Annotated in this window: 24 protein-coding genes; 14 read left to right on the top strand and 10 right to left on the bottom strand. The window is 74.4% G+C overall.

Translation table 11 applies throughout. From position 1 onward, the window contains the following. Positions 1 to 3: 3 nt before the first annotated feature. The 3 genes from ACQPX6_RS03800 to ACQPX6_RS03790 are packed head-to-tail and all read right to left on the bottom strand — an operon-like array spanning position 4 to position 1,729. Positions 4 to 558, bottom strand: coding sequence for a hypothetical protein (locus ACQPX6_RS03800; protein ID WP_433785539.1), 555 nt, complete (start codon positions 556 to 558; stop codon positions 4 to 6). Next, positions 558 to 923 carry a DUF4873 domain-containing protein gene (locus tag ACQPX6_RS03795; RefSeq protein ID WP_433785538.1) on the bottom strand — a complete coding sequence of 122 codons (366 nt, stop codon included), beginning with the start codon at positions 921 to 923 and terminating at the stop codon, positions 558 to 560. Before ACQPX6_RS03795 ends, ACQPX6_RS03800 begins: the two co-directional genes overlap by 1 nt. Continuing rightward, positions 920 to 1,729 carry a TetR family transcriptional regulator gene (locus tag ACQPX6_RS03790; protein WP_433785537.1) on the bottom strand — a complete coding sequence of 270 codons (810 nt, stop codon included), beginning with the start codon at positions 1,727 to 1,729 and terminating at the stop codon, positions 920 to 922. Before ACQPX6_RS03790 ends, ACQPX6_RS03795 begins: the two co-directional genes overlap by 4 nt. Positions 1,730 to 1,846: 117 nt before the next feature. Between ACQPX6_RS03790 and ACQPX6_RS03785 the strand changes: the two genes are divergently transcribed. Genes ACQPX6_RS03785 through ACQPX6_RS03775 form a run of 3 tightly spaced genes read left to right on the top strand, consistent with a single transcriptional unit; the run spans position 1,847 to position 5,303 of the window. Beyond that, complete coding sequence (locus ACQPX6_RS03785) at positions 1,847 to 2,761, top strand: AurF N-oxygenase family protein (RefSeq protein ID WP_433785536.1); 915 nt, start codon at positions 1,847 to 1,849, stop codon at positions 2,759 to 2,761. A gap of 30 nt (positions 2,762 to 2,791) precedes the next feature. Then, positions 2,792 to 3,778 (top strand): alpha/beta fold hydrolase, encoded by a 987-nt coding sequence (locus ACQPX6_RS03780; RefSeq protein WP_433785534.1) that lies wholly within the window; start codon positions 2,792 to 2,794, stop codon positions 3,776 to 3,778. After that, entirely contained in the window at positions 3,765 to 5,303 is a 1,539-nt protein-coding gene (locus tag ACQPX6_RS03775) for a flavin-containing monooxygenase (protein WP_433785532.1), read from the top strand. Before ACQPX6_RS03780 ends, ACQPX6_RS03775 begins: the two co-directional genes overlap by 14 nt. Here the strand turns inward: ACQPX6_RS03775 and ACQPX6_RS03770 are convergent. Further along, complete coding sequence (locus ACQPX6_RS03770; protein WP_433785531.1) at positions 5,234 to 6,112, bottom strand: acyl-CoA thioesterase; 879 nt, start codon at positions 6,110 to 6,112, stop codon at positions 5,234 to 5,236. The two genes, ACQPX6_RS03775 and ACQPX6_RS03770, sit on opposite strands and share 70 nt — an antisense overlap. A gap of 435 nt (positions 6,113 to 6,547) precedes the next feature. Between ACQPX6_RS03770 and ACQPX6_RS03765 the strand changes: the two genes are divergently transcribed. The 6 genes from ACQPX6_RS03765 to ACQPX6_RS03740 all read left to right on the top strand — a co-directional run bounded on the left by ACQPX6_RS03765 (position 6,548) and on the right by ACQPX6_RS03740 (position 9,454). Beyond that, the gene (locus tag ACQPX6_RS03765; protein ID WP_433785530.1) at positions 6,548 to 6,886 is read left to right on the top strand and encodes a hypothetical protein; all 339 of its coding nucleotides are present in this window, start codon (positions 6,548 to 6,550) and stop codon (positions 6,884 to 6,886) included. 156 nt (positions 6,887 to 7,042) lie between these two features. Further along, positions 7,043 to 7,339, top strand: a complete 297-nt coding sequence (locus ACQPX6_RS03760; protein WP_433785528.1) for a hypothetical protein — start codon at positions 7,043 to 7,045, stop codon at positions 7,337 to 7,339. 224 nt (positions 7,340 to 7,563) lie between these two features. Beyond that, positions 7,564 to 7,890 carry a hypothetical protein gene (locus ACQPX6_RS03755; RefSeq protein ID WP_433785527.1) on the top strand — a complete coding sequence of 109 codons (327 nt, stop codon included), beginning with the start codon at positions 7,564 to 7,566 and terminating at the stop codon, positions 7,888 to 7,890. Between the two features lie 209 nt (positions 7,891 to 8,099). Further along, entirely contained in the window at positions 8,100 to 8,447 is a 348-nt protein-coding gene (locus ACQPX6_RS03750) for a hypothetical protein (RefSeq protein ID WP_433785526.1), read from the top strand. Positions 8,448 to 8,670: 223 nt separating this feature from the next. Beyond that, the gene (locus tag ACQPX6_RS03745) at positions 8,671 to 9,045 is read left to right on the top strand and encodes a hypothetical protein (RefSeq protein ID WP_433785525.1); all 375 of its coding nucleotides are present in this window, start codon (positions 8,671 to 8,673) and stop codon (positions 9,043 to 9,045) included. 109 nt (positions 9,046 to 9,154) lie between these two features. Then, positions 9,155 to 9,454 carry a hypothetical protein gene (locus ACQPX6_RS03740; RefSeq protein WP_433785523.1) on the top strand — a complete coding sequence of 100 codons (300 nt, stop codon included), beginning with the start codon at positions 9,155 to 9,157 and terminating at the stop codon, positions 9,452 to 9,454. A 71-nt stretch (positions 9,455 to 9,525) separates the two neighbouring features. Here ACQPX6_RS03740 and ACQPX6_RS03735 read toward each other — a convergent pair whose 3' ends face one another. The 3 genes from ACQPX6_RS03735 to ACQPX6_RS03725 form a co-directional block, all read right to left on the bottom strand. Then, positions 9,526 to 11,181 (bottom strand): MFS transporter, encoded by a 1,656-nt coding sequence (locus tag ACQPX6_RS03735; protein WP_433785522.1) that lies wholly within the window; start codon positions 11,179 to 11,181, stop codon positions 9,526 to 9,528. Continuing rightward, positions 11,178 to 11,627, bottom strand: coding sequence for a MarR family transcriptional regulator (locus ACQPX6_RS03730; protein WP_433785520.1), 450 nt, complete (start codon positions 11,625 to 11,627; stop codon positions 11,178 to 11,180). Before ACQPX6_RS03730 ends, ACQPX6_RS03735 begins: the two co-directional genes overlap by 4 nt. A 151-nt stretch (positions 11,628 to 11,778) precedes the next feature. After that, the gene (locus ACQPX6_RS03725; RefSeq protein ID WP_433785518.1) at positions 11,779 to 12,456 is read right to left on the bottom strand and encodes a hypothetical protein; all 678 of its coding nucleotides are present in this window, start codon (positions 12,454 to 12,456) and stop codon (positions 11,779 to 11,781) included. A gap of 238 nt (positions 12,457 to 12,694) precedes the next feature. Here ACQPX6_RS03725 and ACQPX6_RS03720 point away from each other — a divergent pair, with 238 nt between their 5' ends. Both ACQPX6_RS03720 and ACQPX6_RS03715 read left to right on the top strand, forming a co-directional pair. Then, on the top strand, positions 12,695 to 14,173 hold the full coding sequence (locus ACQPX6_RS03720; protein WP_433785517.1) for a WS/DGAT/MGAT family O-acyltransferase: 1,479 nt from the start codon (positions 12,695 to 12,697) through the stop codon (positions 14,171 to 14,173). Then, on the top strand, positions 14,170 to 14,943 hold the full coding sequence (locus tag ACQPX6_RS03715) for a class I SAM-dependent methyltransferase (protein ID WP_433785516.1): 774 nt from the start codon (positions 14,170 to 14,172) through the stop codon (positions 14,941 to 14,943). The genes ACQPX6_RS03720 and ACQPX6_RS03715 overlap by 4 nt, the downstream gene beginning before the upstream one ends. On the opposite strand, the gene ACQPX6_RS03710 is transcribed toward ACQPX6_RS03715, so the two are convergent. The 3 genes from ACQPX6_RS03710 to ACQPX6_RS03700 all read right to left on the bottom strand — a co-directional run bounded on the left by ACQPX6_RS03710 (position 14,891) and on the right by ACQPX6_RS03700 (position 17,565). Further along, positions 14,891 to 15,544: a phosphatase PAP2 family protein gene (locus ACQPX6_RS03710; RefSeq protein WP_433785515.1), complete on the bottom strand. Its 654-nt coding sequence runs from the start codon at positions 15,542 to 15,544 to the stop codon at positions 14,891 to 14,893. The genes ACQPX6_RS03715 and ACQPX6_RS03710 overlap by 53 nt on opposite strands. Before the next feature lie 121 nt (positions 15,545 to 15,665). Then, on the bottom strand, positions 15,666 to 16,319 hold the full coding sequence (locus tag ACQPX6_RS03705) for a sortase domain-containing protein (protein ID WP_433785514.1): 654 nt from the start codon (positions 16,317 to 16,319) through the stop codon (positions 15,666 to 15,668). 4 nt (positions 16,320 to 16,323) lie between these two features. Continuing rightward, positions 16,324 to 17,565, bottom strand: coding sequence for a hypothetical protein (locus tag ACQPX6_RS03700; protein WP_433785513.1), 1,242 nt, complete (start codon positions 17,563 to 17,565; stop codon positions 16,324 to 16,326). A gap of 181 nt (positions 17,566 to 17,746) precedes the next feature. On the opposite strand from ACQPX6_RS03700, the gene ACQPX6_RS03695 reads away from it, so the two are divergent. The 3 genes from ACQPX6_RS03695 to ACQPX6_RS03685 all read left to right on the top strand — a co-directional run bounded on the left by ACQPX6_RS03695 (position 17,747) and on the right by ACQPX6_RS03685 (position 20,090). Continuing rightward, the gene (locus tag ACQPX6_RS03695; protein WP_433785511.1) at positions 17,747 to 18,634 is read left to right on the top strand and encodes an aldo/keto reductase; all 888 of its coding nucleotides are present in this window, start codon (positions 17,747 to 17,749) and stop codon (positions 18,632 to 18,634) included. A 114-nt stretch (positions 18,635 to 18,748) separates the two neighbouring features. Continuing rightward, the gene (locus ACQPX6_RS03690; protein ID WP_433785510.1) at positions 18,749 to 19,405 is read left to right on the top strand and encodes a hypothetical protein; all 657 of its coding nucleotides are present in this window, start codon (positions 18,749 to 18,751) and stop codon (positions 19,403 to 19,405) included. 79 nt (positions 19,406 to 19,484) lie between these two features. Next, positions 19,485 to 20,090, top strand: a complete 606-nt coding sequence (locus tag ACQPX6_RS03685; RefSeq protein ID WP_433785509.1) for a class F sortase — start codon at positions 19,485 to 19,487, stop codon at positions 20,088 to 20,090. Positions 20,091 to 20,133 lie beyond the last annotated feature (43 nt).

Genomic DNA, 20,133 nt, shown 5'->3' with positions numbered 1-20,133 from the left:
GGCTCAAACCGCGATCCGGCACTCCTCGATCGCCTCGGGCGTCGCCAGCAGCGTCGAGGCCCAGACCCCGACGTGGTGGCGCACCTCGGCGTCGAGGTCGCCGAGCCGGCGCAGGAACACCCCGCCGACGCCGCGCGTGCGGATGTCGGCGTCGATGTCCTCCGCCGCGATCGGGTCGACGTCGATCTCCACCGCGCCCGCCACCGCCCGGCCGGCGAGGCCGACGCGGACCACGAGGTCGACCTCGGCGGGGATGCGCCGCGAGCCGATGGTGACGGTGAGGTCGAGGGCCACGGGCACGTGGACCACCACCCGCGTGACGCCGTCGCGTCGCCCGGTCAGCCGGCCCACGGTGCCGGTGGCCTCGGCGGTGGCCATGTCGTGCGGCCCCGCGGGCACCGGGCCGAACGTCACCGTCGGCCCGAGCAGGTCCGAGATGACGCGGACGGCGCGCTCCGGGGTGGCGACGGCCAGGACGGTGTCGAGGGACAGGCCGTGGACCGCGGCCTCGCGCTCGGCCTCGGCCCGCGCGTAGCGCCCGCCTCCGGCGGCGGCCATCAGAGCGCCCCGACGGTGTCGGCCTCGAGCTCGCCCGCCGACTCCACCGCGAAGGGCGGGGTCGAGACGCCCGCGAGCCGGTAGCGGCCCCACGGGTCGACGTCGGAGAGCTCGCCGTCGGCGGTGCCGGCCGGCGTGGTGACCCGCGCGGGGCGCTTCGCCCCGCCCAGCGCGGCGTCCAGCTCGGCGTGGGCGCCCACGCGCCCGTACCAGTGGTAGCGCCCGTCGAGCGGCTCGAAGTGGCCGACGAGGACCACGTCGACGGCGTACTCCGTGCCGTCGACCAGGAGCGTCGCCGGGCCCCGGTAGCCGTCCTCGTCGTGGTCGTGGGTTCCGTCGTGCTCGGGTGCTGCCGCTGGCGTCATCGCTCGGGGCTCCTCACTGCTCGATCGGTGGTGCCTGGTCCCACACGGCCGCCTGCTCGACCGTCCCCGGCCCGGGGCACGGCGCCCCGGTCGTCGCCGGACCGCAACTGGACCACCTTGTTGATCTCCAGTGGCACGTTGGGGTCGATGGTGACCCCGTGCTCGCGGGCGAAGCCGTCGATGGCCGCCCACACCAGCACGGTGAGGTACTCGGTGACGCTCTCACGGCTCATCGAGCGGCGGTCGAGCCACCACTCCGCCGTGTTCTGGACGAAGCCGACGACCCCGTGCGCCCACGGCTCCGCCGGGCCGGAGTCGAGCCCGAAGGCCCGCAGGTAGTCGCCGAGCAGCGCCGACAGCGCCGTCGCGATGATCTCCTTGTCCTCGCGCACCACGTCGGGGCCGCGGCCGTCGATCGGGGTGTGCCGGGCCAGGACCCAGTAGAGGTTCGGGTAGTCGTCGAGCGTCCCGAAGAAGGCGTCGATCGACTTGCGGATGCGCGGGAGCGGCGCCTCCTCGCTGTTGAGCGCGGGGATCAGCCGGTCGAGCAGGATCTCGGTGGCCCGCTCGCCCATCGCCTCGACGAGGTCGGCCTTGTCGGAGAAGTGCCGGTAGAGCACCGGCTTGGTGACACCGGCCTCCACCGCGACCGACTCGATGCCGAAGTCGGGCCCCACGTCGGCGAGCACGCGCATCGCGGCCTCGACGAACTCGGCACGCCGCTGGGCCCGGTGCTTCTCCCAGCGCGTGCGACGCCCGTCACGGACGGGGCTGGATGCGGCTCGCGGCTTGACATCGTCCGGCACGGCTCCGCAGGCTACCACCAGTTACAGTTACCAGCGGTAAGACGTACACCAGGTGCGGCGTACCCGGAGTACGACCTACCGCGACCCCCCGGTCTCGATGCAGGAGGACCAGCAGCGATGAGCGCCCCCACGGCACAGCGGACCAACCCGGACCGGCACGCCACGGCCCAGCGGCTCCTCAAGTCCTCCGCGAAGAAGGCCTACGACCCGTCGGTGGACATCGACTGGGACGCCCCCCTGGTCGACGACGCGCTCTGGGTGCCCGAGCACCGGGTCTCGCTCTACGGCACCGAGCTCTGGGAGCGACTGACGCCCGAGCAGCGCCTCGAGCTGGGCAAGCACGAGGCCTGCAGCGTCGCCAGCGTCGGGCTGTGGTTCGAGGTGCTGCTCATGCAGCGGCTGCTCAAGGACTTCTACGCCGAGGACCCGACCTCGCCCCGGGCCCAGTACGCGCTCACCGAGGTCGCCGACGAGTGCCGCCACTCGCAGATGTTCGCGCGCATGGTCGCCACCGCGGGTGTCGACCCCTACGGCCCGCGCGAGTCGGTCCGCCAGCTCGGCAAGCTCTTCTCGGTGGTCAGCCGGGGCCCGGCCGCCTACGGCGCGATCCTCGTGGCCGAGGAGGTGCTCGACCGGCTGCAGCGCGAGCAGGCCAACGACGAGCGCATCCAGCCGCTGATGCGCCAGGTCAACCGCATCCACATCATGGAGGAGGCGCGCCACGTCTCCTTCGCCCGCGACGAGGTCACCCGCGGCATGGCGGAGATCTCGCGCACCGAGAAGGCCTACCAGCGCTTCATCATCGCGTTCATCTCGATGTTCGTGGTGCGCAGCCTGATCAACCCGAAGGTCTACGCGGCGGTCGGCATCGACCCCGCCGAGGGCCGCCGCGCCGCGCTGGCCAACCCGCACCACCACGAGATGGTCCGGTGGGCCGGCGAGAAGATCGTCCCGTTCCTCGACGAGGTGGGTCTGGTCGGTCACCCGGGCATGACGTGGTGGCGCCAGTCGTTCCTCCTGGGAGAGCGTTAGGCACTGGATCCGTCGGGGAAGGGGCACGTCGTGGGCGAGGACGTCGACCGGTTCACCACGCCGGACGGGACGCGGCTGCGCGTCGCCGAGTCCGGCGCGTCCGACGGTGCGCCCACCCTCCTGCTGGTGCACGGGTGGTCGCAGGACCTGCGGTCGTGGGACCGCGTCGTCGACGACCTCCGCCGCAGCGGGGTGACGACGCGGATCCTGCGCTACGACCACCGTGGCCACGGCGGCTCGGACGCGGCCGCCGAGGGCACCGCGACCATCGGCACCGCCGCCGACGACCTCGCCGCCCTCATCGGCGAGCGCGTCCCCGACGGCCCGCTCGTGCTCGCCGGCCACTCCATGGGGGGCATGACGCTCATGGCCCTGGCCGAGCGCCATCCGCGGCTGGTGGCCGAGCGGGTCGTCGGGATCGCCTTCGTCGCCACCGCCAGCGACGACATGGACCAGCTCGACCTCGGACTCTCGGGACGGCGCGGCCGCCTCGTCGCCCGTGGTGAGCACGTCCTCGTCCCCCTCATGGCCCGGCTGGGCCACCGCGCGCCGGCCGGCGAGATCGGCGACGTCGGCCGCGCCGGCGGCGCCCGCCCCCGCACCCGCGCCACCCTCCTGGCCCCGAGCGTGCGGGCGCTGGTGTTCGGGCGCCACCCCCGGCCGGCCGACGTGCTCTCGGTCGCCGAGCAGGCCCTGGCCGCCCACCCGCCGAGCGTCGCCGCCTTCCGCCTGTCGATCGGCGAGCACCGCCGGCGCGAGGCCCTCGCCGCGCTCCGGGGCGTGCCGGCCGTCGTGCTCGTCGGCGACCGCGACCGGCTCTGCCCCCAGCACCACGCCCGCGCGATCGCCGGTGAGCTGCCGGACGCGCGGATCGTGCTGCTGCCCGGCGCAGGGCACATGATCAACCTCGAGCGCGCGGCCGAGGTCGCCGCGCACCTCGCCGGGCTGCTCGATGCGCCCGCCGGCGAGCTGACCACCGTGATCCCGCAGGAGGAGTCCGCCCGTGTCGGCGCCTGAGACCACCCACGAGGTCGTCGTCGTCGGGTCCGGGTTCGCGGAGCTGGGGCAGCTGCTCGCGCTGTGCCGCGCCGGCATCACCGACGTCGTGCTGCTGGAGAAGGCCGACGCGCCGGGCGGCACCTGGCGCGACAACACCCATCCCGGCTGCGCGTGCGACATCCCGTCGCACACGTACTCGCTCTCCGACGACCACGACCTGCGCCGCCACGTGCGCTTCGGCCAGGAGATGACCGGCGCCACCTGGGACGAGCAGGACCGCACCTGGACGGTGCACACCCGCGGCGGCACGACGTGGCGCGCCCGCTTCCTCGTCGCGGGGACGGGCGCGCTGCACCGGCCGCACGTCCCGGACCTGCCCGGCGCGGACACCTTCGCCGGCCCGGCGTTCCACTCCGCGCAGTGGGACCACGACGTCGACCTGCGGGGCCAGCGCGTCGCGGTGATCGGCACCGGGGCCAGCGCGGTCCAGTTCGTGCCGGAGATCGCCGAGGTCGCCGCCGAGGTGCAGCTCTACCAGCGCACGCCGGCCTGGGTGCTGCCGAAGAACGACGGGCCGCTCTCGGCGCGCCGCCGCGCCTTCTTCGCCCGCCACCCGCGCGCGCACCGCGCCTACCGGGCCGCGATGTCCGCCGCGCTCGAGTCCCGCGCGGTGGCCTTCCACCTCCACCCGAAGGCGCTGAAGCCGGTCGAGGCGCTGGTGGCCCGGCACATCGCGCGCTCGGTCGGCGACCCCGACCTGGCCGCGAAGCTGACGCCCGACCACTCGATCGGCGGCAAGCGGGTGCTGGTCTCCAACGACTACTACCCGGCGCTCGCCCGCCCGGACGTCGAGGTCGTCACGGGCGGGGTGCGCGAGGTCCGGCCCCACGCGATCGTCGACGGCGACGGCACCGAGCGCGAGGTGGACGTCATCGTCCACGGCACGGGCTTCCACGTCACCGACGCCCTCGACGGCCTCGAGATCGTCGGCCGCGGCGGGCGCACGCTGCGCGAGGTCTGGGCCGAGCACGGGATGGCCACGCACCTGGGGATGACGGTGTCGGACTTCCCCAACCTGTTCCTCCTCCTGCTCGGCCCCGACACCGGGCTGGGCCACAACCCGGTCGTCTTCATGATCGAGTGCCAGACCCGCTACGTCGCGCAGGCCATCACCACCGTGCACGCCACCGGCATGGGCGGGTTCGACGTGCGCGCCGAGGTGCAGCAGCGGAGCAATGCCGCCGTGCAGCGCCGCCTGCGCCGGGGCATCTGGACCCGCGGCGGGTGCACGAGCTTGTACCTCGACGCGGCCGGGGTCGACCGGACCACCTGGCCGGGCTCCACCGTGCGGTACTGGTGGCGCACGCGCCGGTTCGAGCCCGCGGACTTCGAGCTGTTCGGCCGCGCCGCGGACGCGGCGGCCACGCCGACGCCGGAGGAGGCGTCGGAGGCGGAGACGGAGGGAGCCGACTCCTACGACGAGCGCCGGCGGATGAGCCCTTCCTGCACGACGGAGGCCACCAGCACGCCGTCGCGGGTGTAGAAGCGCCCGGCGGCCAGACCGCGGCCCCCGCCCGCGCTCGGCGACTCCTGCACGTAGAGCAGCCACTCGTCGGCGCGGAACGGGCGGTGGAACCAGACGGCGTGGTCGAGACTGGCCAGGCTGACCCGCCCCGACGCCGCGCCGCCCACGACGTGGGGGAACACCGCCGCCTCGAGCAGGGTGAGGTCGCTGGCGTAGGTCAGGACGCAGACGTGCAGCAGGCGGCCACCGGCCTCGTCCGGGTCCGGCAGCTCGCCGTCGGCGCGCACCCACACCCGGTTGCGCGCGTCGCGGTCCGCGGTCTCGTCCCAGGGCGCGTGGTCGACGTAGCGCACGTCGAGCGGCCAGGTCAGCGCCCGGCCGGTGGTCGTGTACGCGGGCTCGTCGCGCGGCACGGGTGGCATGTCGCGCCGGTGCAGGCCCTCCGGCCCCGGCGTCTCCGGCATCGGCGCCTGGTGCTCGACGCCCTCCTCGGGCCGCTGGAACGACGCCGACATCGTGAAGATCGTCTCGCCGTGCTGGACGGCCGTGACGCGGCGCGTGGTGAAGGAACGCCCGTCGCGGGTGCGGTCGACCTCGTAGACGATCGGGGCGAACGGGTCGCCGGGGCGCAGGAAGTAGCCGTGCAGCGAGTGCACGCCGCGGTCGTCGTCGACGGTGCGTCCGGCCGCGACCATCGCCTGGCCGGCGACCTGGCCGCCGAACACCCGCAGCAGCGACTCGCGCGGGCTGCGGCCGCGGAAGATGTCGCGCTCGATGCGTTCCAGGTCGAGCACGTCGTCGACCAGCTCGCGCAGGGCCTGACCCACACCCACCACCTCTGTCGAAGGGACCGGCTCATGGTCCCGCACGGCCGGAGCAGCCTGCGCCGACCGGGGGCTCACGCCGGGCGTCGGTGGATCTGCTGACGGACCGCCCCCTGATCTGGTGGTGTGGCCACTCTCCGGCTCCGCGAGCACCGGGGCCACTGCGCCGAACGGCTGACGCGTCGGAGCCCCGGACGGAGGACGCAGGGCGTCGCCGATCAGCCCTCTGCGATCACGGATCGTCACGGACACGGCCAGTTCAGATCCGCTGCGTAACCGCCCCGTGATCGCGTCGTTGAGACCCCGACGTCATCCCGCGGACCCTCGTGGTCCGGGGCGGTGACTCCTCGGGGACACGCCCCCGCGTCCTTGCCCGATCTCACGGGCGGACCGACCGGGTGTGTCCCGCTCCCCCGACAAGCTCTCCGAGGAGTACATGTGATCAAGAAGCTGGGTGTCGTCGGTATCGGCGTCGCCGCCGGACTCGTCGTCGCCGCGCCGTTCGCCTCCGCCACCGAGGGCGGCCACGGCCACGGTGGCCACGGTGGTCACGGTGGTCACGGCAGCAGCGAGGACTCGGGCTCGTGCAACGTCACCGGCGGCTCGGCCGAGGCCAACGGCGGCATCGGCGGCGACACGTTCGCCGGCAACCTGCTCGCGCAGGCCCCGGTGGGCGGCGCCAACGCCCTCAACATCGTCTGCAACGACATCCTCAACGACAACCTCAGCGGCAACAACGTCGCCATCGACGTCGCCGGTGGGCTCCTGCCGATCTGAGACGACGTGACGTGACCGGGTCCGCCCGGTCCCGACGCGAACGGTGGGCCGCCCTCGCGGCGGCCCACCTCCGGCGGTCCAGCCCCGAACGGCCCGCCGTGCCGTGAACGCTCCAACGACGACTCCCCTGGGGGAACAGTGCTCAAGAAGGCCGGAATGGTCACCGTCGGCGTCACCGCGGGTCTGCTCGTGGCGGCCCCGTTCGCGTCGGCGGGCGAGGCCCACGACGACGGCGGCCACCACCACAAGAAGAAGCACGGTGGGCACGAGAGCTCGGACTGCAACGTCACCGGCGGCTCGTCCGAGGCCAACGGCGGCATCGACGGCGACTCGTTCCTGGGCAACGCGCTCGTCCAGGCGCCGATCGGTGGGGCGAACCTCGCCAACATCGTCTGCAACGACATCCTCAACGACAACCTGAGCGGCAACAACGTCGCCCTGGACGTCCTCTGAGCGACTGCTCGTCCGAAGGCCCGGCCATCCGATCGGTGGCCGGGCCTTCGTGCGTCCGGGTCCGTGGGACCGTCCGGCGCCCGCGATGTCACCCGTTCGGGTCGTCCGCCGCGTCGAGAGGTGACGGAGCCGTCGCGGCCTCGTTGAGCCCGTCCGAGCGAGGACCGGCATGCCCCATCCGTCCGGCCCACGCACGCTCCCCCGACACACCACTGGAGTTCCACATGCTGAAGAAGCTGGGCGTCGTCACCGTCGGCGTCACCGCCGGCCTCATGGTCGCCGCGCCGTTCGCCTCCGCCACCGAGTCGGGCCACGACTCGGACCACGGTTCGGGCCACGGTTCGAGCCACGGTTCGAGCCACGGCTCGTCGTCCGACTGCAACGTCACCGGCGGCTCGGCCGAGGCCAACGGCGGCATCGACGGCGACGCGTTCCTGGGCAACGCGCTCGCCCAGGCGCCCATCGGTGGGGCCAACCTCGGCAACATCGTCTGCAACGACATCCTCAACGGCAACCTCAGCGGCAACGACGTCGCCGTGGACGTCCTCTGAGCGACTGCTCGTCCGGAGGCCCGGCCACCGCTCGGTGGCCGGGCCTTCGTGCGTCCCGGGCCTGTCGCGTTCCCGCACCCGATCGGGTGGAGCACCCCGCCGGGAGGTAACGCTCCCGTCACGTGCTCGTTGCTCCGTCCGAGGTGATCGGTGCCGCGCTCTCGTCCTGTCGGCCCCACGCCCGCTCCCCGACACACATGGAGTTCCACATGCTGAAGAAGCTGGGCGTCGTCACCGTCGGCGTCACCGCCGGCCTCATGGTCGCCGCGCCGTTCGCCTCCGCCCACGAGTCGGGCCACGACTCGGACCACGGTTCGGGCCACCGTTCGGGCCACGGCGACTCGTCGTCCGACTGCAACGTCACCGGCGGCTCGTCCGAGGCCAACGGCGGCATCGGCGGCGACTCGTTCCTGGGCAACGCCCTCGTCCAGGCGCCCATCGGCGGAGCGAACGTCGGCAACATCGTCTGCAACGACATCCTCAACGACAACCTCAGCGGCAACAACGTCGCGGTGAGCGTGCTGGGCGCCGACATCCCCGCGCTCCCGCTGCCGTAGTCCCGCGAGCCCACGAAGGCCCGGCCACCCGCGAGGTGGCCGGGCCTTCGTGCGTCCGCGTGACCTGCAGGTTCCCGACGATCTATCCCCCGTTCGGCGGACATGGGCCGGAAACAGGTAACGCGCTCATCACGACCTCGTTGGTCCGTCTGAGGCGAACGGCGCTGCGCTGTCATCCAGTCGGCTCCACGCCCCGCTCCCCCGACAAACCCCTGGAGTTCCTGTGCTGAAGAAGCTGGGCGTCGTCACCGTCGGCGTCACCGCCGGCCTCATGGTCGCCGCGCCGTTCGCCTCCGCCCACGAGTCGGGCCACGACTCGGACCACGGATCGGGCCACGGTTCCGACCACGGCTCGTCGTCCGACTGCAACGTCACCGGCGGCTCGTCCGAGGCCAACGGCGGCATCGACGGCGACGCCGTCCTCGGCAACGCCCTCATCCAGGCGCCGATCGGCGGGGCCAACGCCCTCAACATCGTCTGCAACGACATCCTCAACGGCAACGTCAGCGGCAACAACGTCGCCGTGAGCGTGCTGGGCGCCGAGACCCCCGAGCTGCCCGAGGTGCCCATCGAGCTGCCGACCTTCCCGACCTCCTAACAGGACCCGCGCGACGGTCCGGTCACCTCGTCGTGGCCGGACCGTCGTGTGTCCGGGGTCTACACGCACGGCCCCACTCCTCCCGCTCCCCACACCCCCAGGAGTTCACGTGCTGAAGAAGATGGGTCTCGTCACCGTCGGCGTCACCGCCGGTCTCATGGCCGCCGCGCCGTTCGCCTCGGCGTCGGAGTCGCACATCGACGAGAACAACAACGTCACGTCCGAGGGCAGCAACATCGGCGCGGACGCCGGCAACGTCATCGGCCAGGGCAACGGCCAGCACAACACCTTCAACGGCGTCGAGCTGCCGGGCCTCCCGGACGCGCCGACCCTCCCGCAGCTCCCGGTGCTGAGCGACTACCTCCCGGAGCTCCCCAGCCAGTTCGAGCTCCCGGGCATCCCGGCCTGAGCAGAGCCCACGGGCACCCGAACGGGCCCGGTCCACCGTCACGGTGGGCCGGGCCCGTTCGCGTGTGCGGGTCAGCGCCCGACGGCCGTCGGTGCCGGGTCCTCGTCGGGCACGACCACGACGGGGCACGGTCCCTGGATCCACAGCGCCCGGTCCGCACTGGGCGCGACGACCGCGGCGAGCGCGCCCCCGCGCGGCGGGCCGACGACGACGGCGCGGGCGTGGCGCCGACGGGCGAGGGCGGCCAGCGCGGCGCCGACGTCGCCGTGGTCCCCGGCCGGCGCCAGCGTCTCGGTCGTCACCGCACCGTCGGGCCCGAGGGCCTCGCGGGCGGCGGCCACCGAGCGGTCGAGGCCGGGGTCGCCGTCGCTCGCGGTCGCGCCGTCGACCACGGCGTCCTCGGGCACGTGCACCACGACGACCGGCGAGCCCGTCAGGGCGGCGAGGCGCCCGCCGGCGGCGGCGACCGCGGGGGCGTGCGGGGCGCCGTCGACGGCGACGAGGACGGGGCGGTCGGAGTCCTCGTCGCTCTCCGTGTGCTCGGGGTCGACCGTGGTCTCCCCGGTCTCGACCGCGCGCAGCAGACGGTGCGCGGTGGCCAGCACGACGATGCCGAGGGTGACGACGCCCGCGCCGACCCAGAAGGGCGTGTCCGGCAGGAACGCGTCGGCGAGCAGGCCCGCGATCCACGGGGCGAGGCCGCCGCCGAGGAAGCGCACGAAGCTGTAGGACGCCGAGGCCACGGGCCGCGCGACCGGCGCCACGGACATGACGGCCTGGGTGACCAGCGTGTTGTTCAGCCCGATCATGGCGCCGGCGACGATCACCGCGCCGATCACGACGGCCGGGGTGTCGTCCCAGGCCGCGATGACGAGCAGGTCGACGGCCAGCAGGGCCAGCACGACGTAGAGCACCCGCACCGTGCCGAAGCGCCGCTCGAGAGCCGGGGCGACGAACACCGCGAAGATCGCGACCAGCACCCCCCACGCCGTGAAGACGCCGCCGAGGCCGAGCTCGGAGAGCCCGCCCATCGAGTACGGCGAGTACGCGAGCAGCGTGAAGAAGCCCCAGTTGTAGGCGAACGCGGTGACGGCGATCGTCGCCAGGCTGCGGTGGCGCAGCGCGCGGATCGGGTCGAGCAGCCCGATCTTCGTGGTCGGCTTGGGGGTCTTGTCGAGCAGCACGAGGGTCGCGACCAGCGCGATCGCCATGAGCACGGCGACGCCGAAGAACGGTGCGCGCCAGCTCACCGAGCCGAGCAGGCCGCCGACCAGCGGACCGAGCGCGATGCCCACCCCGAGCGCGGTCTCGTAGAGGATGATCGCCCCGGCGAAGCCGCCGCTGGCGGACGCCACGATCACCGCCAGCGAGGTGGCGATGAACAGCGCGTTGCCCAGGCCCCAGCCGGCGCGGAAGCCGACGATCTCGCCGATCGAGCCCGAGGCGCCCGCGAGCGCCGCGAACACCACGATGATCACCAGCCCGGTGACGAGCGTGGCCTTGGCGCCGATGCGGCTGGACACCCAGCCGGTCACGAGCATCGCGACCGCGGTGATGAGCAGGTAGCTCGTGAACAGCAGCGAGACCTGCGCCGGCGTCGCCGCCAGCTGGGTGGCCAGCGCGGGCAGGATCGGGTCGACGAGCCCGATGCCCATGAAGCTGATGACGCAGGCGAAGGCCACCGCCCAGACGGCCTTCGGTTGGCGGAACGGGCTGGCGGTGCTCACGACGCTCCTCGTGCGGGTGCGGGGGTGGTCAGGGTCAGGCGGGACAGCGCGGCCGCAGCGGCCTCGACCGCCTCCCGCTCGCCGGGCTCGAGCTCGTCGAGCAGGTCGGCGAGTCGCGACGCGCGCCGCGTGCGCCGGTCGGCGAGGACGTCGCGGCCGGCGTCGGTCAGCGTCACCACGACCGCGCGCCGGTCGGCGGGGTCGTCGCCGCGGGCGGCCAGGCCGTCGCGCTCCAGGCGGCTGACCAGCGCGGTCATGCTCGGCTGGGTCACGCCCTCGCGGACGGCGAGGTCGGAGAGCCGCTGCGGCCCGTCGCGGTCGAGCGTCGCGAGCGTGGACGCGGTGGTCAGGCTGAGCTCACGGCTCGCGGTGGCGCGGATCGCCCAGGTCGCGAACGCGTCGAGCGCGGCCGCGGTGGCCAGCCGGGCGTCGGTCGGTGCGGTCACCAGACCGTTGTATCACCTAACTATGTAAATGGCCGCGTGACGTGCGCCGGGGTTCCGAGCGAAGGGCACCATCGCTCGGACAGGCGGGCCGTGGGCGCCTTTCGGCGGTTCCGGGCGGGCGCCGGGCGGGCGCACCCGCGGGGTCAGCGCGTCAGGCGTCGAACGAGAGCAGCGACGGCGACGACTCGCCGAACGAGAGCACTGAGGTCGCGCCGGAGACGGTCTGCCCCACGCCGCCCAGGAGACCGCCGACGAGGCCACCGCCCCGACCCCCGGAGCCACCGGAGTCGCCCGACCCACCCGAGGAGCCGGACCCACCCGAGCCACCGGAACCGGACGAGCCCCCGGAGCCCGCCGAGCCGCCCCCGGAGTCGTCGCGATCCACCGAGCCGCCGCCACCACCCGAACCCCCGCGCGCGGGGGCGTCGGCATCGCGGGCAGCCGTGGCACGGGCGACGGTGCCGCCCCCGCCCGCCGCACCGGCGCGCGCAGTGCGGCGCGGGGCGGCCTCGGCGTCTCCCCGACCCGGGGACGCGGCGCCGACCGTGCGGCCGGGGACGATCGGGTCGGCGGCGACGGGGCCGCCGGTGCTGGCGAGGTCGAGCACGGTGACCGGGGCGCCGGGCAGTGCGGGCACGAAGGGCAGCGGCGCCGCGGGACCGAGGCCACCGACACCCCCGCCCGGGCGCTCGAGGGGCGCCTCCGCGGCGGTCGGGCTCATCACCACGGAGCCGACGCCGATGGCGCCGACGGTGGCGACCAGCGGGAGCGCACCCAGGGCCACCCGGGCGCGGGCCGACGTCGACGCCGCCATCTGGTGCCTGCCCATGGCTGGCTCTCCGTCCGTCCGTGCGATCCGGGGTGCACCACCGATCGGGTGACCCTCCCCCCGGATCGCTCAACGGATGTGACGCTTGGAGGTTACGGACGCCGGGGATCCCGACTTGAGTCCGTCGATGAGGTGAACCCGGCGAGCCCGGATGCGTCCGGGGGTGCGCCTGGTCGCGCGCGGACCGTGCCGACAGACTGGGTACTCGCCGAGGGCGTCGACGAGGAGGTCACCCACCGTGAAGCAGTTGTCGGGTCTGGACTCGGCTTTCCTGGACCTGGAGGACGACCACCAGTTCCTGCACGTCAGCCAGCTGTTGATCCTCCAGCGGCCCGACGACCCGGACTTCGAGCCCCACCCCGTGTGGCGCCGCCAGCTCGCCGACCGCCTGCACCAGCTCGAGCCCCTGCGCCGACGCCTGGTCGAGGTGCCGTTCGGCCTCGACCACCCCTACTGGATCAACGACCCCGACTTCGACCTCGACTTCCACGTGCGGCGCAGCGCCGTCCCGCCGCCCGGGTCCGACGACGACCTCGACGAGCTCGTGGGCCGCCTGGTCGCCGCGCCGATGGACCGCGACCACCCGCTGTGGGTCTCGCACGTCATCGAGGGCCTGTCGGACAACAGGTTCGCGATCCTCACGATGATCCACCACAGCACGATCGACGGGGCCGCGGGCGCGGACCTGCTCGAGCTGATGCTCGACGACACCCCCGACGCCGAGGCGCCGAGCCACGCGGGCGAGTGGGAGGCCGAGGCGCCCCCGTCGACCGCGGGCGTGCTCGCGCGGGCGGCCGCGAACGGGCTGCGCCGCCCGGCGCGCGGGCTGCTGCTCGCCGCGCGGGCGGGCCAGAGCGTGGCCCGCGCCAGCCGCAACCCCGCGGTGATCGACCTCGCCGACCGGGTGCGCGGCAGCCTGCGCGGCCCGCTGGGCTCGGTGCTCAACGTCGGCCGCGAGCGCGACCCCGAGCAGGACCTCCCCCGCCTGCCCCCGCTGGTCACGCCGCCCACCCCGTTCAACGCCCCGGTCAGCCGGTACCGCCGCTTCGCGCACCGGGCGCTGCCGCTGGCCGAGGTCAAGTCGGTGGGCAAGGAGGCCGGCGCCACGATCAACGATGTGGTCGTCGCCCTCTGCGCGGGCGGCCTGCGGCGCTGGCTGCTCGAGCGCGGCGAGCTGCCCGACCGGCCGCTGACGGCGATGATCCCCGTGTCGCTGCGCGAGGGCGGCGAGGACGAGCAGTGGACCAACCGGGTCTCGGCCACCGTGGCCGCGCTCCCGACCGACGTCGAGGACCCGGTGGAGCGGCTGAGCGTGGCCCACGACGGGCTCCGCGTCGCCAAGCAGGTGTTCGCCGCGCTGCCCGGCGAGCTGAGCCCGGACGCCGCCGGGCTCGGCGTCCCCGCGACGGTGAGTGCGGTCAGCCGGGCCCTGACCCGGTGGGGCTCGATCGCCCCCGCCCCGTTCAACACCGTGGTCTCCAACGTCCCGGGTCCCCGCGAGCCGCTGTACCTCGGCGGCGCCGCGATGACCCACTACATCCCGGTGTCCGCGGTCGCCGACCCCGTCGGCCTCAACATCACCGTGCAGAGCTACGTCGACCAGCTCGACATCGGCCTGCTCGCCTGCGCCGAGCTGATGCCCGACCTGCACGACCTCGCCGACGCCGTCGTCGGCGAGTTCGACGCGCTGCGCGACGCCGTCCGGGGCCGCGGGTGAGCCCGTCCGCGAGCGCGGTCGAGCGTCTCGCGACGCTGCTGTCGGTCCCGCTGCCGGCGGACACGACGGGGCCGTTCCTCGACCTGGTCGAGGGCCACCCGGGGTCGCGGGGCCGCATCCAGGACCTGTGGGAGTCGGTCGGGGGCGCCGGGGCCTACGACCTCGTGCTCGGCTCCGGGGAGCGCGTGCGCGACCGACTGCCCGGCGCGGTCGGCGGCCTGGTCCGCGACTTCTACGCCGTCGACCGCCGCCTCGAGCTGGTCGGCGGCGAGACCGTCCTCGACCTCGCCTGCGGGCAGGGGACGCACACCCGCCGCCTCGCCGACGCCGCGGGACCGTCGGGGCTCGTCGTGGGCGCGGACCTGTCGCCGCCGATGCTGCGGCGGGCCGCGCACGCCGTCCCCGGCGACACCACCGTCTTCGTCCGCGCCGACGCCATGGACCTCCCGCTGCGCGACGGCACGGTCGACGCGCTCTGCTGCTCGCTGTGCCTGCACCTGGTGCCCGACCTGGACACCGCGCTCGCGCAGATCGTCCGGGTCCTGCGCCCCGGCGGGCGGCTCGCCGTCGCCGTCCCCTCCCACGGGCCCGGCCCGACGCGGTGGGCGACGGAGGTCTTCGGCCGCGTCGGTCAGATGCGGGTGTTCCGGCGCGGTGAGCTCGCCGACGCGCTCGTGCGCCACGGCTTCGGGCGCGTGGTGACGCGGTGGGAGTCGGTCATGCAGATCGTGGACGCCGTCGCCCCGGGAGCAGCGCCCCCGCGAGGCTGACCACCCCGGCCGTCGCCACCACGACGCCCACCGCGGCGACGACGTCGCTGGGGCGGTGCCAGCCGGCGACCATCGTCGCCACCCCCGCGACGCCCGTCACCGCGACGGCGGCCAGCGCGGCGAGCGGGCGCAGCAGGCGCGGCACCACCAGCACGAGGGCGAGGCCCAGCGAGGCGACGAGCGTGACGTGGCCGCTGGGCAGGGAGTTGGCGTCGACCGAGTCCGGGCGGGCCAGGCCCGCCTTGAGCAGCTGGGTGACGACCTGGGCGCCGAGCACCAGGGCCACCACGCCGACCGCGCGCCCGCCCCGTCCGCGGGCGATCGCGATGCCGGCGAGCACCACGACCGCGAACGCCACCGTCGGGACGCCGACGAGCTCGAGCAGCGTGAGGCCCTCGCCGCGCAGGCCGAGGCTCGTCGCGGCGTGCAGCACGGCGTCGTCGAGGGCGCGGCCCGCGGGGTCGAGCACGGCGAGGAGGTAGGCGCCGACGACGGTCGCAGCGCCGAGGACGACGGCGAGCACCGCGGCGACCGGGGCCCCGCGCCGGCGCGGTGGGGCGTCGAGCAGGGGCACGGTCGGCGCCGTGGCGATCGTCGTCATGCACCCGACGTTCCGCCCGTCCGGTGTGCCGCGGCTGACCGGCGCCTGTGCGGCACCTGAGAACGCCGAACGGCCGGGCCCCCGTGAGGGGACCCGGCCGCCCGGGGTGTGCCGTACGGGCCTACGCCCGGTAGGCCTCCACCGCGTGCCCGAAGACGATGATGTTGTCCTCGTAGCTGCGCACGCTGGGGTCGAACTCGCCGCCGCAGGTGATGAGCCGCAGCTCCGCACCCGAGGTCGGCCCGTACACCTGGGCCGTCGGGAACGCGTTCTTGCCGACCTCGTCGACGCGGTCGACGGAGTAGACCACCGTGACCCCGTCGGCGCGGTCGATCAGCACCTGGTCGCCGGCCTCGACGTCGGCGAGGCGGGCGAAGCCGCCGTCGACGCCGCGGTAGTTGACGTGCGAGGCGTAGATCGCCGGCCCGCGCTCGCCGGGGGCCGCGCCGCCGGCGTAGTGGCCGACGGTCGTGGCGTCCTTCGGCACCTCGAGGCGACGGTCCTCGGTCTGCCCGAGCTCCTTGAGCTGCCGGGTGTCGACCCCGATCGACGGGACGCGCAGGTTCGTCGTGGTGGCGGGCTCCAGCGGGAGCGCCACCGCCGTGCGGTCGGCCGGGAGGTCCGCCGCGGCGGGCCCGACGCGCTGCGAGGGGTCGCCCGACAGGTAGGCCACCACCGCGAGCAGCGCGAGGACGACCAGGATGCCGATCGTCGCCCGGGTCGTGCCGCTGGTGCCGTTGGTGCTGCTGCTGCGCTGCTCGGTGGTGGTGGCCATGACCTCAGCCCTGCCGCGCGAAGCGCCGGACGAGCGCCAGGCCCGTCACGCCGAGACCGGAGAGCACGCCGGCGGCCAGCGCGACCTCGACGCCCGAGGCGCCGGAGTCGGTGCTGCCGTCGCCCGTCGCGACCCCGCCGACGGGGTAGCCGATGTACTCGACCGACTCGACGCGGTTCCCGTGGGCGTTGTCCTCGCAGGCCTCGCCGTCGTTGTCACGGTCGAGACGGAACGGGTCTGAGGAGTCCCAGTCGAGGATCTGGTTGGCCTCGTCGTAGGTGAGCTCGGGGCAGTCGACGTCGTACTGGTGGTGCCAGTAGCCCCAGTAGTCGGCGGGGACGTACTGCGGCGCCTCGGTCGAGATGTTGCCCGGGGCGTCCGGCAGCGCGTTGAGCAGGTTGTTCAGGAGGTCGAGCAGGCCGCCGAGGATGGTGTTCGGGTCGAAGTCGGTGAAGCTCTCCGGCAGGGACCCACAGAAGGATTCGAACGCCGCAGCCAGCTGCTCTGCACCCTGTGCTGGCGCCGGCACCGAACCGGCGAGGTAGGCGCAGGCGTCCCGCGGGCTGGTGAAGACGCCGTCCGCCGGCAGTGCGGGAATCTCGAGGTTCGGGAAGTCCAGGCCGCCGGTCGGGAGCGGCACAGGGAGGTCGGAGAAGTCGAGGCCGAGCCCGTCGAGGCCGGGGACCAGGTCGTCGGCGAGGAGAGCGGACGTGGCGTCGGCGCTCAGCGCGTTCGGCCCCACGAGGGACTCCGCCGCCCGCCGCTGAGTGGCCGACGGCGCCGGGGTCGTGTCGTCGGCGGCGCTGGAGTCGTCCGCGGCGGGGTTCGCCGTGCCCGCGGTGCCGGTCGTGCCGGCGGTGCCCGTCGTGCCGGCGGTGCCCGTCGTGCCGGCGGTGCCCGTGGCGGTCCCGGTGCCGGGGGTGCCCGCCGGCGTGCCGGTCGTGTTGCCGCCGTCGGTGCCCGTCGTGCTGCCTGTGCCGACACCGGTCGAGTCGGACGAGGCGGAGCCGCCCGAGGAGCCGGTGCTCCCGCCGCCGGAGGACTCCGTGGTGGTCGTCGTCGTGGAGGTCGGGGTGTCGTCACACACACCGGCGGTGGTCCACGTGTAGCCGGCCGCCTCGCAGTCGGACTTCGTCGTCAGGCTCGGCACCTCCGCGGCGAGCGCCAGACCCGGCGCCATCACCGCCAGGCCCACACAGCCGGCCAGCACGACCGCGGCGCTGCGGCTGCTCCGTCGACCCCTCATCCTTGCTCCTCATCGGGTCCTCGCGGCCGAAACCCTTCGGCCGTCACGCCGAGTCGTCGCACGGAGAGTGAACGCCGTTACCGACTCTCGGTGTCCATGGCTGAGACGAGACTGAGAACACCCGTTCGGGTGAGTGATCGCCGACCTGCCGGCGGTGGCGCCGTGTGCTGGGGTGGTCCGCATGACCGTCAGCGCGACCGACGCCGGCACCGTCCGTCTCGCGGGGCGCGAGGTGCCCCGCATGGGGTTCGGAGCCATGCGGCTGCCCGGCCCCGGGGTGTGGGGACCGCCGACGGACCGCGAGCGCGCGGTCGCGGTGTGCCGGCGGGCCGTCGAGCTGGGCGTCCGGGTGATCGACACCGCCTGGTACTACGGCACGCCGGACCAGGACGTCGCCAACGAGATCCTCGCCGCGGCGCTGCGGCCGTACCCGGACGACCTCGTGTTCGTCACGAAGCTCGGCGGGCGGCGCACCGACGACGCGGGCTGGGCGCCGGCGCTGCGTCCCGAGCAGCTGCGCGAGGGCGCCGAGCGCGACCTGCGGGTGCTCGGGGTCGAGTCGGTGCCCGTCGCGCACCTGCGCTGGATCGACGACGGCGGGCCGGACGTCGTGCCGTTCGCCGAGGCACTGGGCACCATGCTCGAGCTGCGCGACGCGGGCAAGATCGGCGCGATCGGGCTGAGCAACGTCGACCTCGACCAGGTCCGGACGGCCGAGCGGATGACCGAGGTCGCCACGGTGTCCAACCTCTACAGCCCGCTGCAGCGCGACGACGACCCGCTGGTCGACCACTGCGCCGGCGCGGGCATCCCGTACCTGCCGTTCTTCCCGCTGGCCGTCGGCGCGGTGGCCGACCCGGGAGCGGTGGCCGACGTGGCCGGCGAGCTGGGGGTGGCGCCGGCGCAGGTCGCGCTGGCGTGGTTGCTGCGCCGGTCGGCGACGGTGCTGCCGATCCCGGGCACGGGCGACCCCGCCCACCTCGAGGAGAACGTGGCCGCCGGCTCGCTGCGCCTGCCCGACCAGGCCGTCGCCCGCTTGGACGCCGCGGGGCGCCCGTCCGGGTCCTGAGCACCGCCCGTACTCGTCCGTACCCTCTGCGTCTCTGCTCCGTTAGGTCGAACGGGGGAGCCGTAGACGTGGAGCCCCCGGACACATCGGACGAATCACGGGGCGGGTCGGGGAATGGCGAACGGGCGTCGACGCGGGGTCACCGCGCTGGTCGGGCTGGTGGCGGCGGGCATGATCTCCACGGCGGGGGTGGCGTCGGCCGCGGGCCCGCTGGACCTCTCGGACCCGGTGGGCGGGGTCAGTGACTTCCTCGGCGACACGCTGGGGAACCTGGGCGGCCTGCTGGGCGGGGAGGACGGACCGGAGATCCCGGAGATCGAGCTGCCGGAGCTCCCCGGCACAGGCACGACCACCACCACCACGACGACGTCCTCGACGCCGTCGACCCACACGCAGACCGAGACGGTCACCGTGCCCCCGGCCTACTACGGCCCGGGCAACCCGTACTACGGCTACGTGACCCCGGTGGTCCCGTCGAACGATCTGAACTGCATCAACTTCGCCGACACCGCGGACGCCCAGGCGGTGCTCATCGCCGACCCGTCCGACCCGAACAACCTCGACGGCGACAACGACGGCCAGGCGTGCGACCGCGGCGTCGGCGGCGTGGCCTACACCGGCTACCCGGTCGGCGGCATCGCGGCGGGCGACGGCTCGGACTCCGGCCCGAACGCCGGCCAGGTCATCTTCCTGGCGATCGCGGCCATCGGTGCCGGGGCCGGCGCCGTGCGCGGCGGCCAGCTCGTGTCCGCGCGCCGGGCGGCCGGCTGACGTGGCCGCGCCCGAGGCCCCCGAGGTCGCCGAGGCACCGCCGGAGTCGTCGTCACGCCGTGGGGGCATATTCGGCGGCGTGACCGGCCGCATCACCGCCATCGTCCTCGCGCTCCTCGCGGTGGGCGTGCTCGTGTCGCTCGTGGGGGGCGGTGAGGACGAGGGGCCGCGCGCCCACTCGCTGCCGGTCGCCGAGCGCGTCGCGGTGCCGACGCCCCTGCCGTCGTCGCCGATCAGCGGGATCGACGCCCCGTCGATCGGGCTGGCCACCGACCAGACGACCGGTCTGGGCCTGCGCGACGACAACTCGCTCGACGTGCCGCGCAGCGCCTCGACCGTCGGCTGGTACCAGCAGAGCGCCAGCCCCGGCGAGATCGGGCCGGCCGTGCTGGCCGCGCACGTCAACTTCCGCGGTGAGGCCGGCGCGTTCGCCCGCCTCAAGGACATGCGCCCCGGCGACGCCGTCGAGGTGCACCGCGAGGACGACACGACGGCCGTCTTCACGGTCGACCGCGTCGAGCAGTACGCGAAGGACGCGTTCCCGACCGAGGCGGTCTACGGGCCGACCGACGACGGCCAGCTCCGGCTGATCACCTGCGGCGGCGTCTTCAACGAGAGCACCCGCAGCTACGAGGACAACGTCGTCGTGTTCGGCCACCTCGTCGAGGCGTACCGCCCGATCTGAGCCCCGCAGGCGAGGGCCGCGCGGACCCGAGGGGAGGGTCCGC

Origin of the sequence: Actinomycetospora sp. CA-101289 (assembly GCF_050955895.1) — a bacterium.
Lineage (GTDB): Bacteria > Actinomycetota > Actinomycetes > Mycobacteriales > Pseudonocardiaceae > Actinomycetospora.
Note: the sequence above shows the minus strand (reverse complement) of the source record. Positions and strands in the feature narration are given on the sequence as shown.

Coding starts and splice junctions, on each gene's coding strand:
- ACQPX6_RS03800 (WP_433785539.1), bottom strand. CDS start 558: ATGGCCGCCGCCGGAGGCGGGCGCTACGCGCGGGCCGAGGCCGAGCGC.
- ACQPX6_RS03795 (WP_433785538.1), bottom strand. CDS start 923: ATGACGCCAGCGGCAGCACCCGAGCACGACGGAACCCACGACCACGAC.
- ACQPX6_RS03785 (WP_433785536.1), top strand. CDS start 1,847: ATGAGCGCCCCCACGGCACAGCGGACCAACCCGGACCGGCACGCCACG.
- ACQPX6_RS03760 (WP_433785528.1), top strand. CDS start 7,043: ATGGTCACCGTCGGCGTCACCGCGGGTCTGCTCGTGGCGGCCCCGTTC.
- ACQPX6_RS03755 (WP_433785527.1), top strand. CDS start 7,564: ATGCTGAAGAAGCTGGGCGTCGTCACCGTCGGCGTCACCGCCGGCCTC.
- ACQPX6_RS03750 (WP_433785526.1), top strand. CDS start 8,100: ATGCTGAAGAAGCTGGGCGTCGTCACCGTCGGCGTCACCGCCGGCCTC.
- ACQPX6_RS03725 (WP_433785518.1), bottom strand. CDS start 12,456: ATGGGCAGGCACCAGATGGCGGCGTCGACGTCGGCCCGCGCCCGGGTG.
- ACQPX6_RS03710 (WP_433785515.1), bottom strand. CDS start 15,544: ATGACGACGATCGCCACGGCGCCGACCGTGCCCCTGCTCGACGCCCCA.
- ACQPX6_RS03705 (WP_433785514.1), bottom strand. CDS start 16,319: ATGGCCACCACCACCGAGCAGCGCAGCAGCAGCACCAACGGCACCAGC.
- ACQPX6_RS03700 (WP_433785513.1), bottom strand. CDS start 17,565: ATGAGGGGTCGACGGAGCAGCCGCAGCGCCGCGGTCGTGCTGGCCGGC.
- ACQPX6_RS03695 (WP_433785511.1), top strand. CDS start 17,747: ATGACCGTCAGCGCGACCGACGCCGGCACCGTCCGTCTCGCGGGGCGC.
- ACQPX6_RS03690 (WP_433785510.1), top strand. CDS start 18,749: ATGGCGAACGGGCGTCGACGCGGGGTCACCGCGCTGGTCGGGCTGGTG.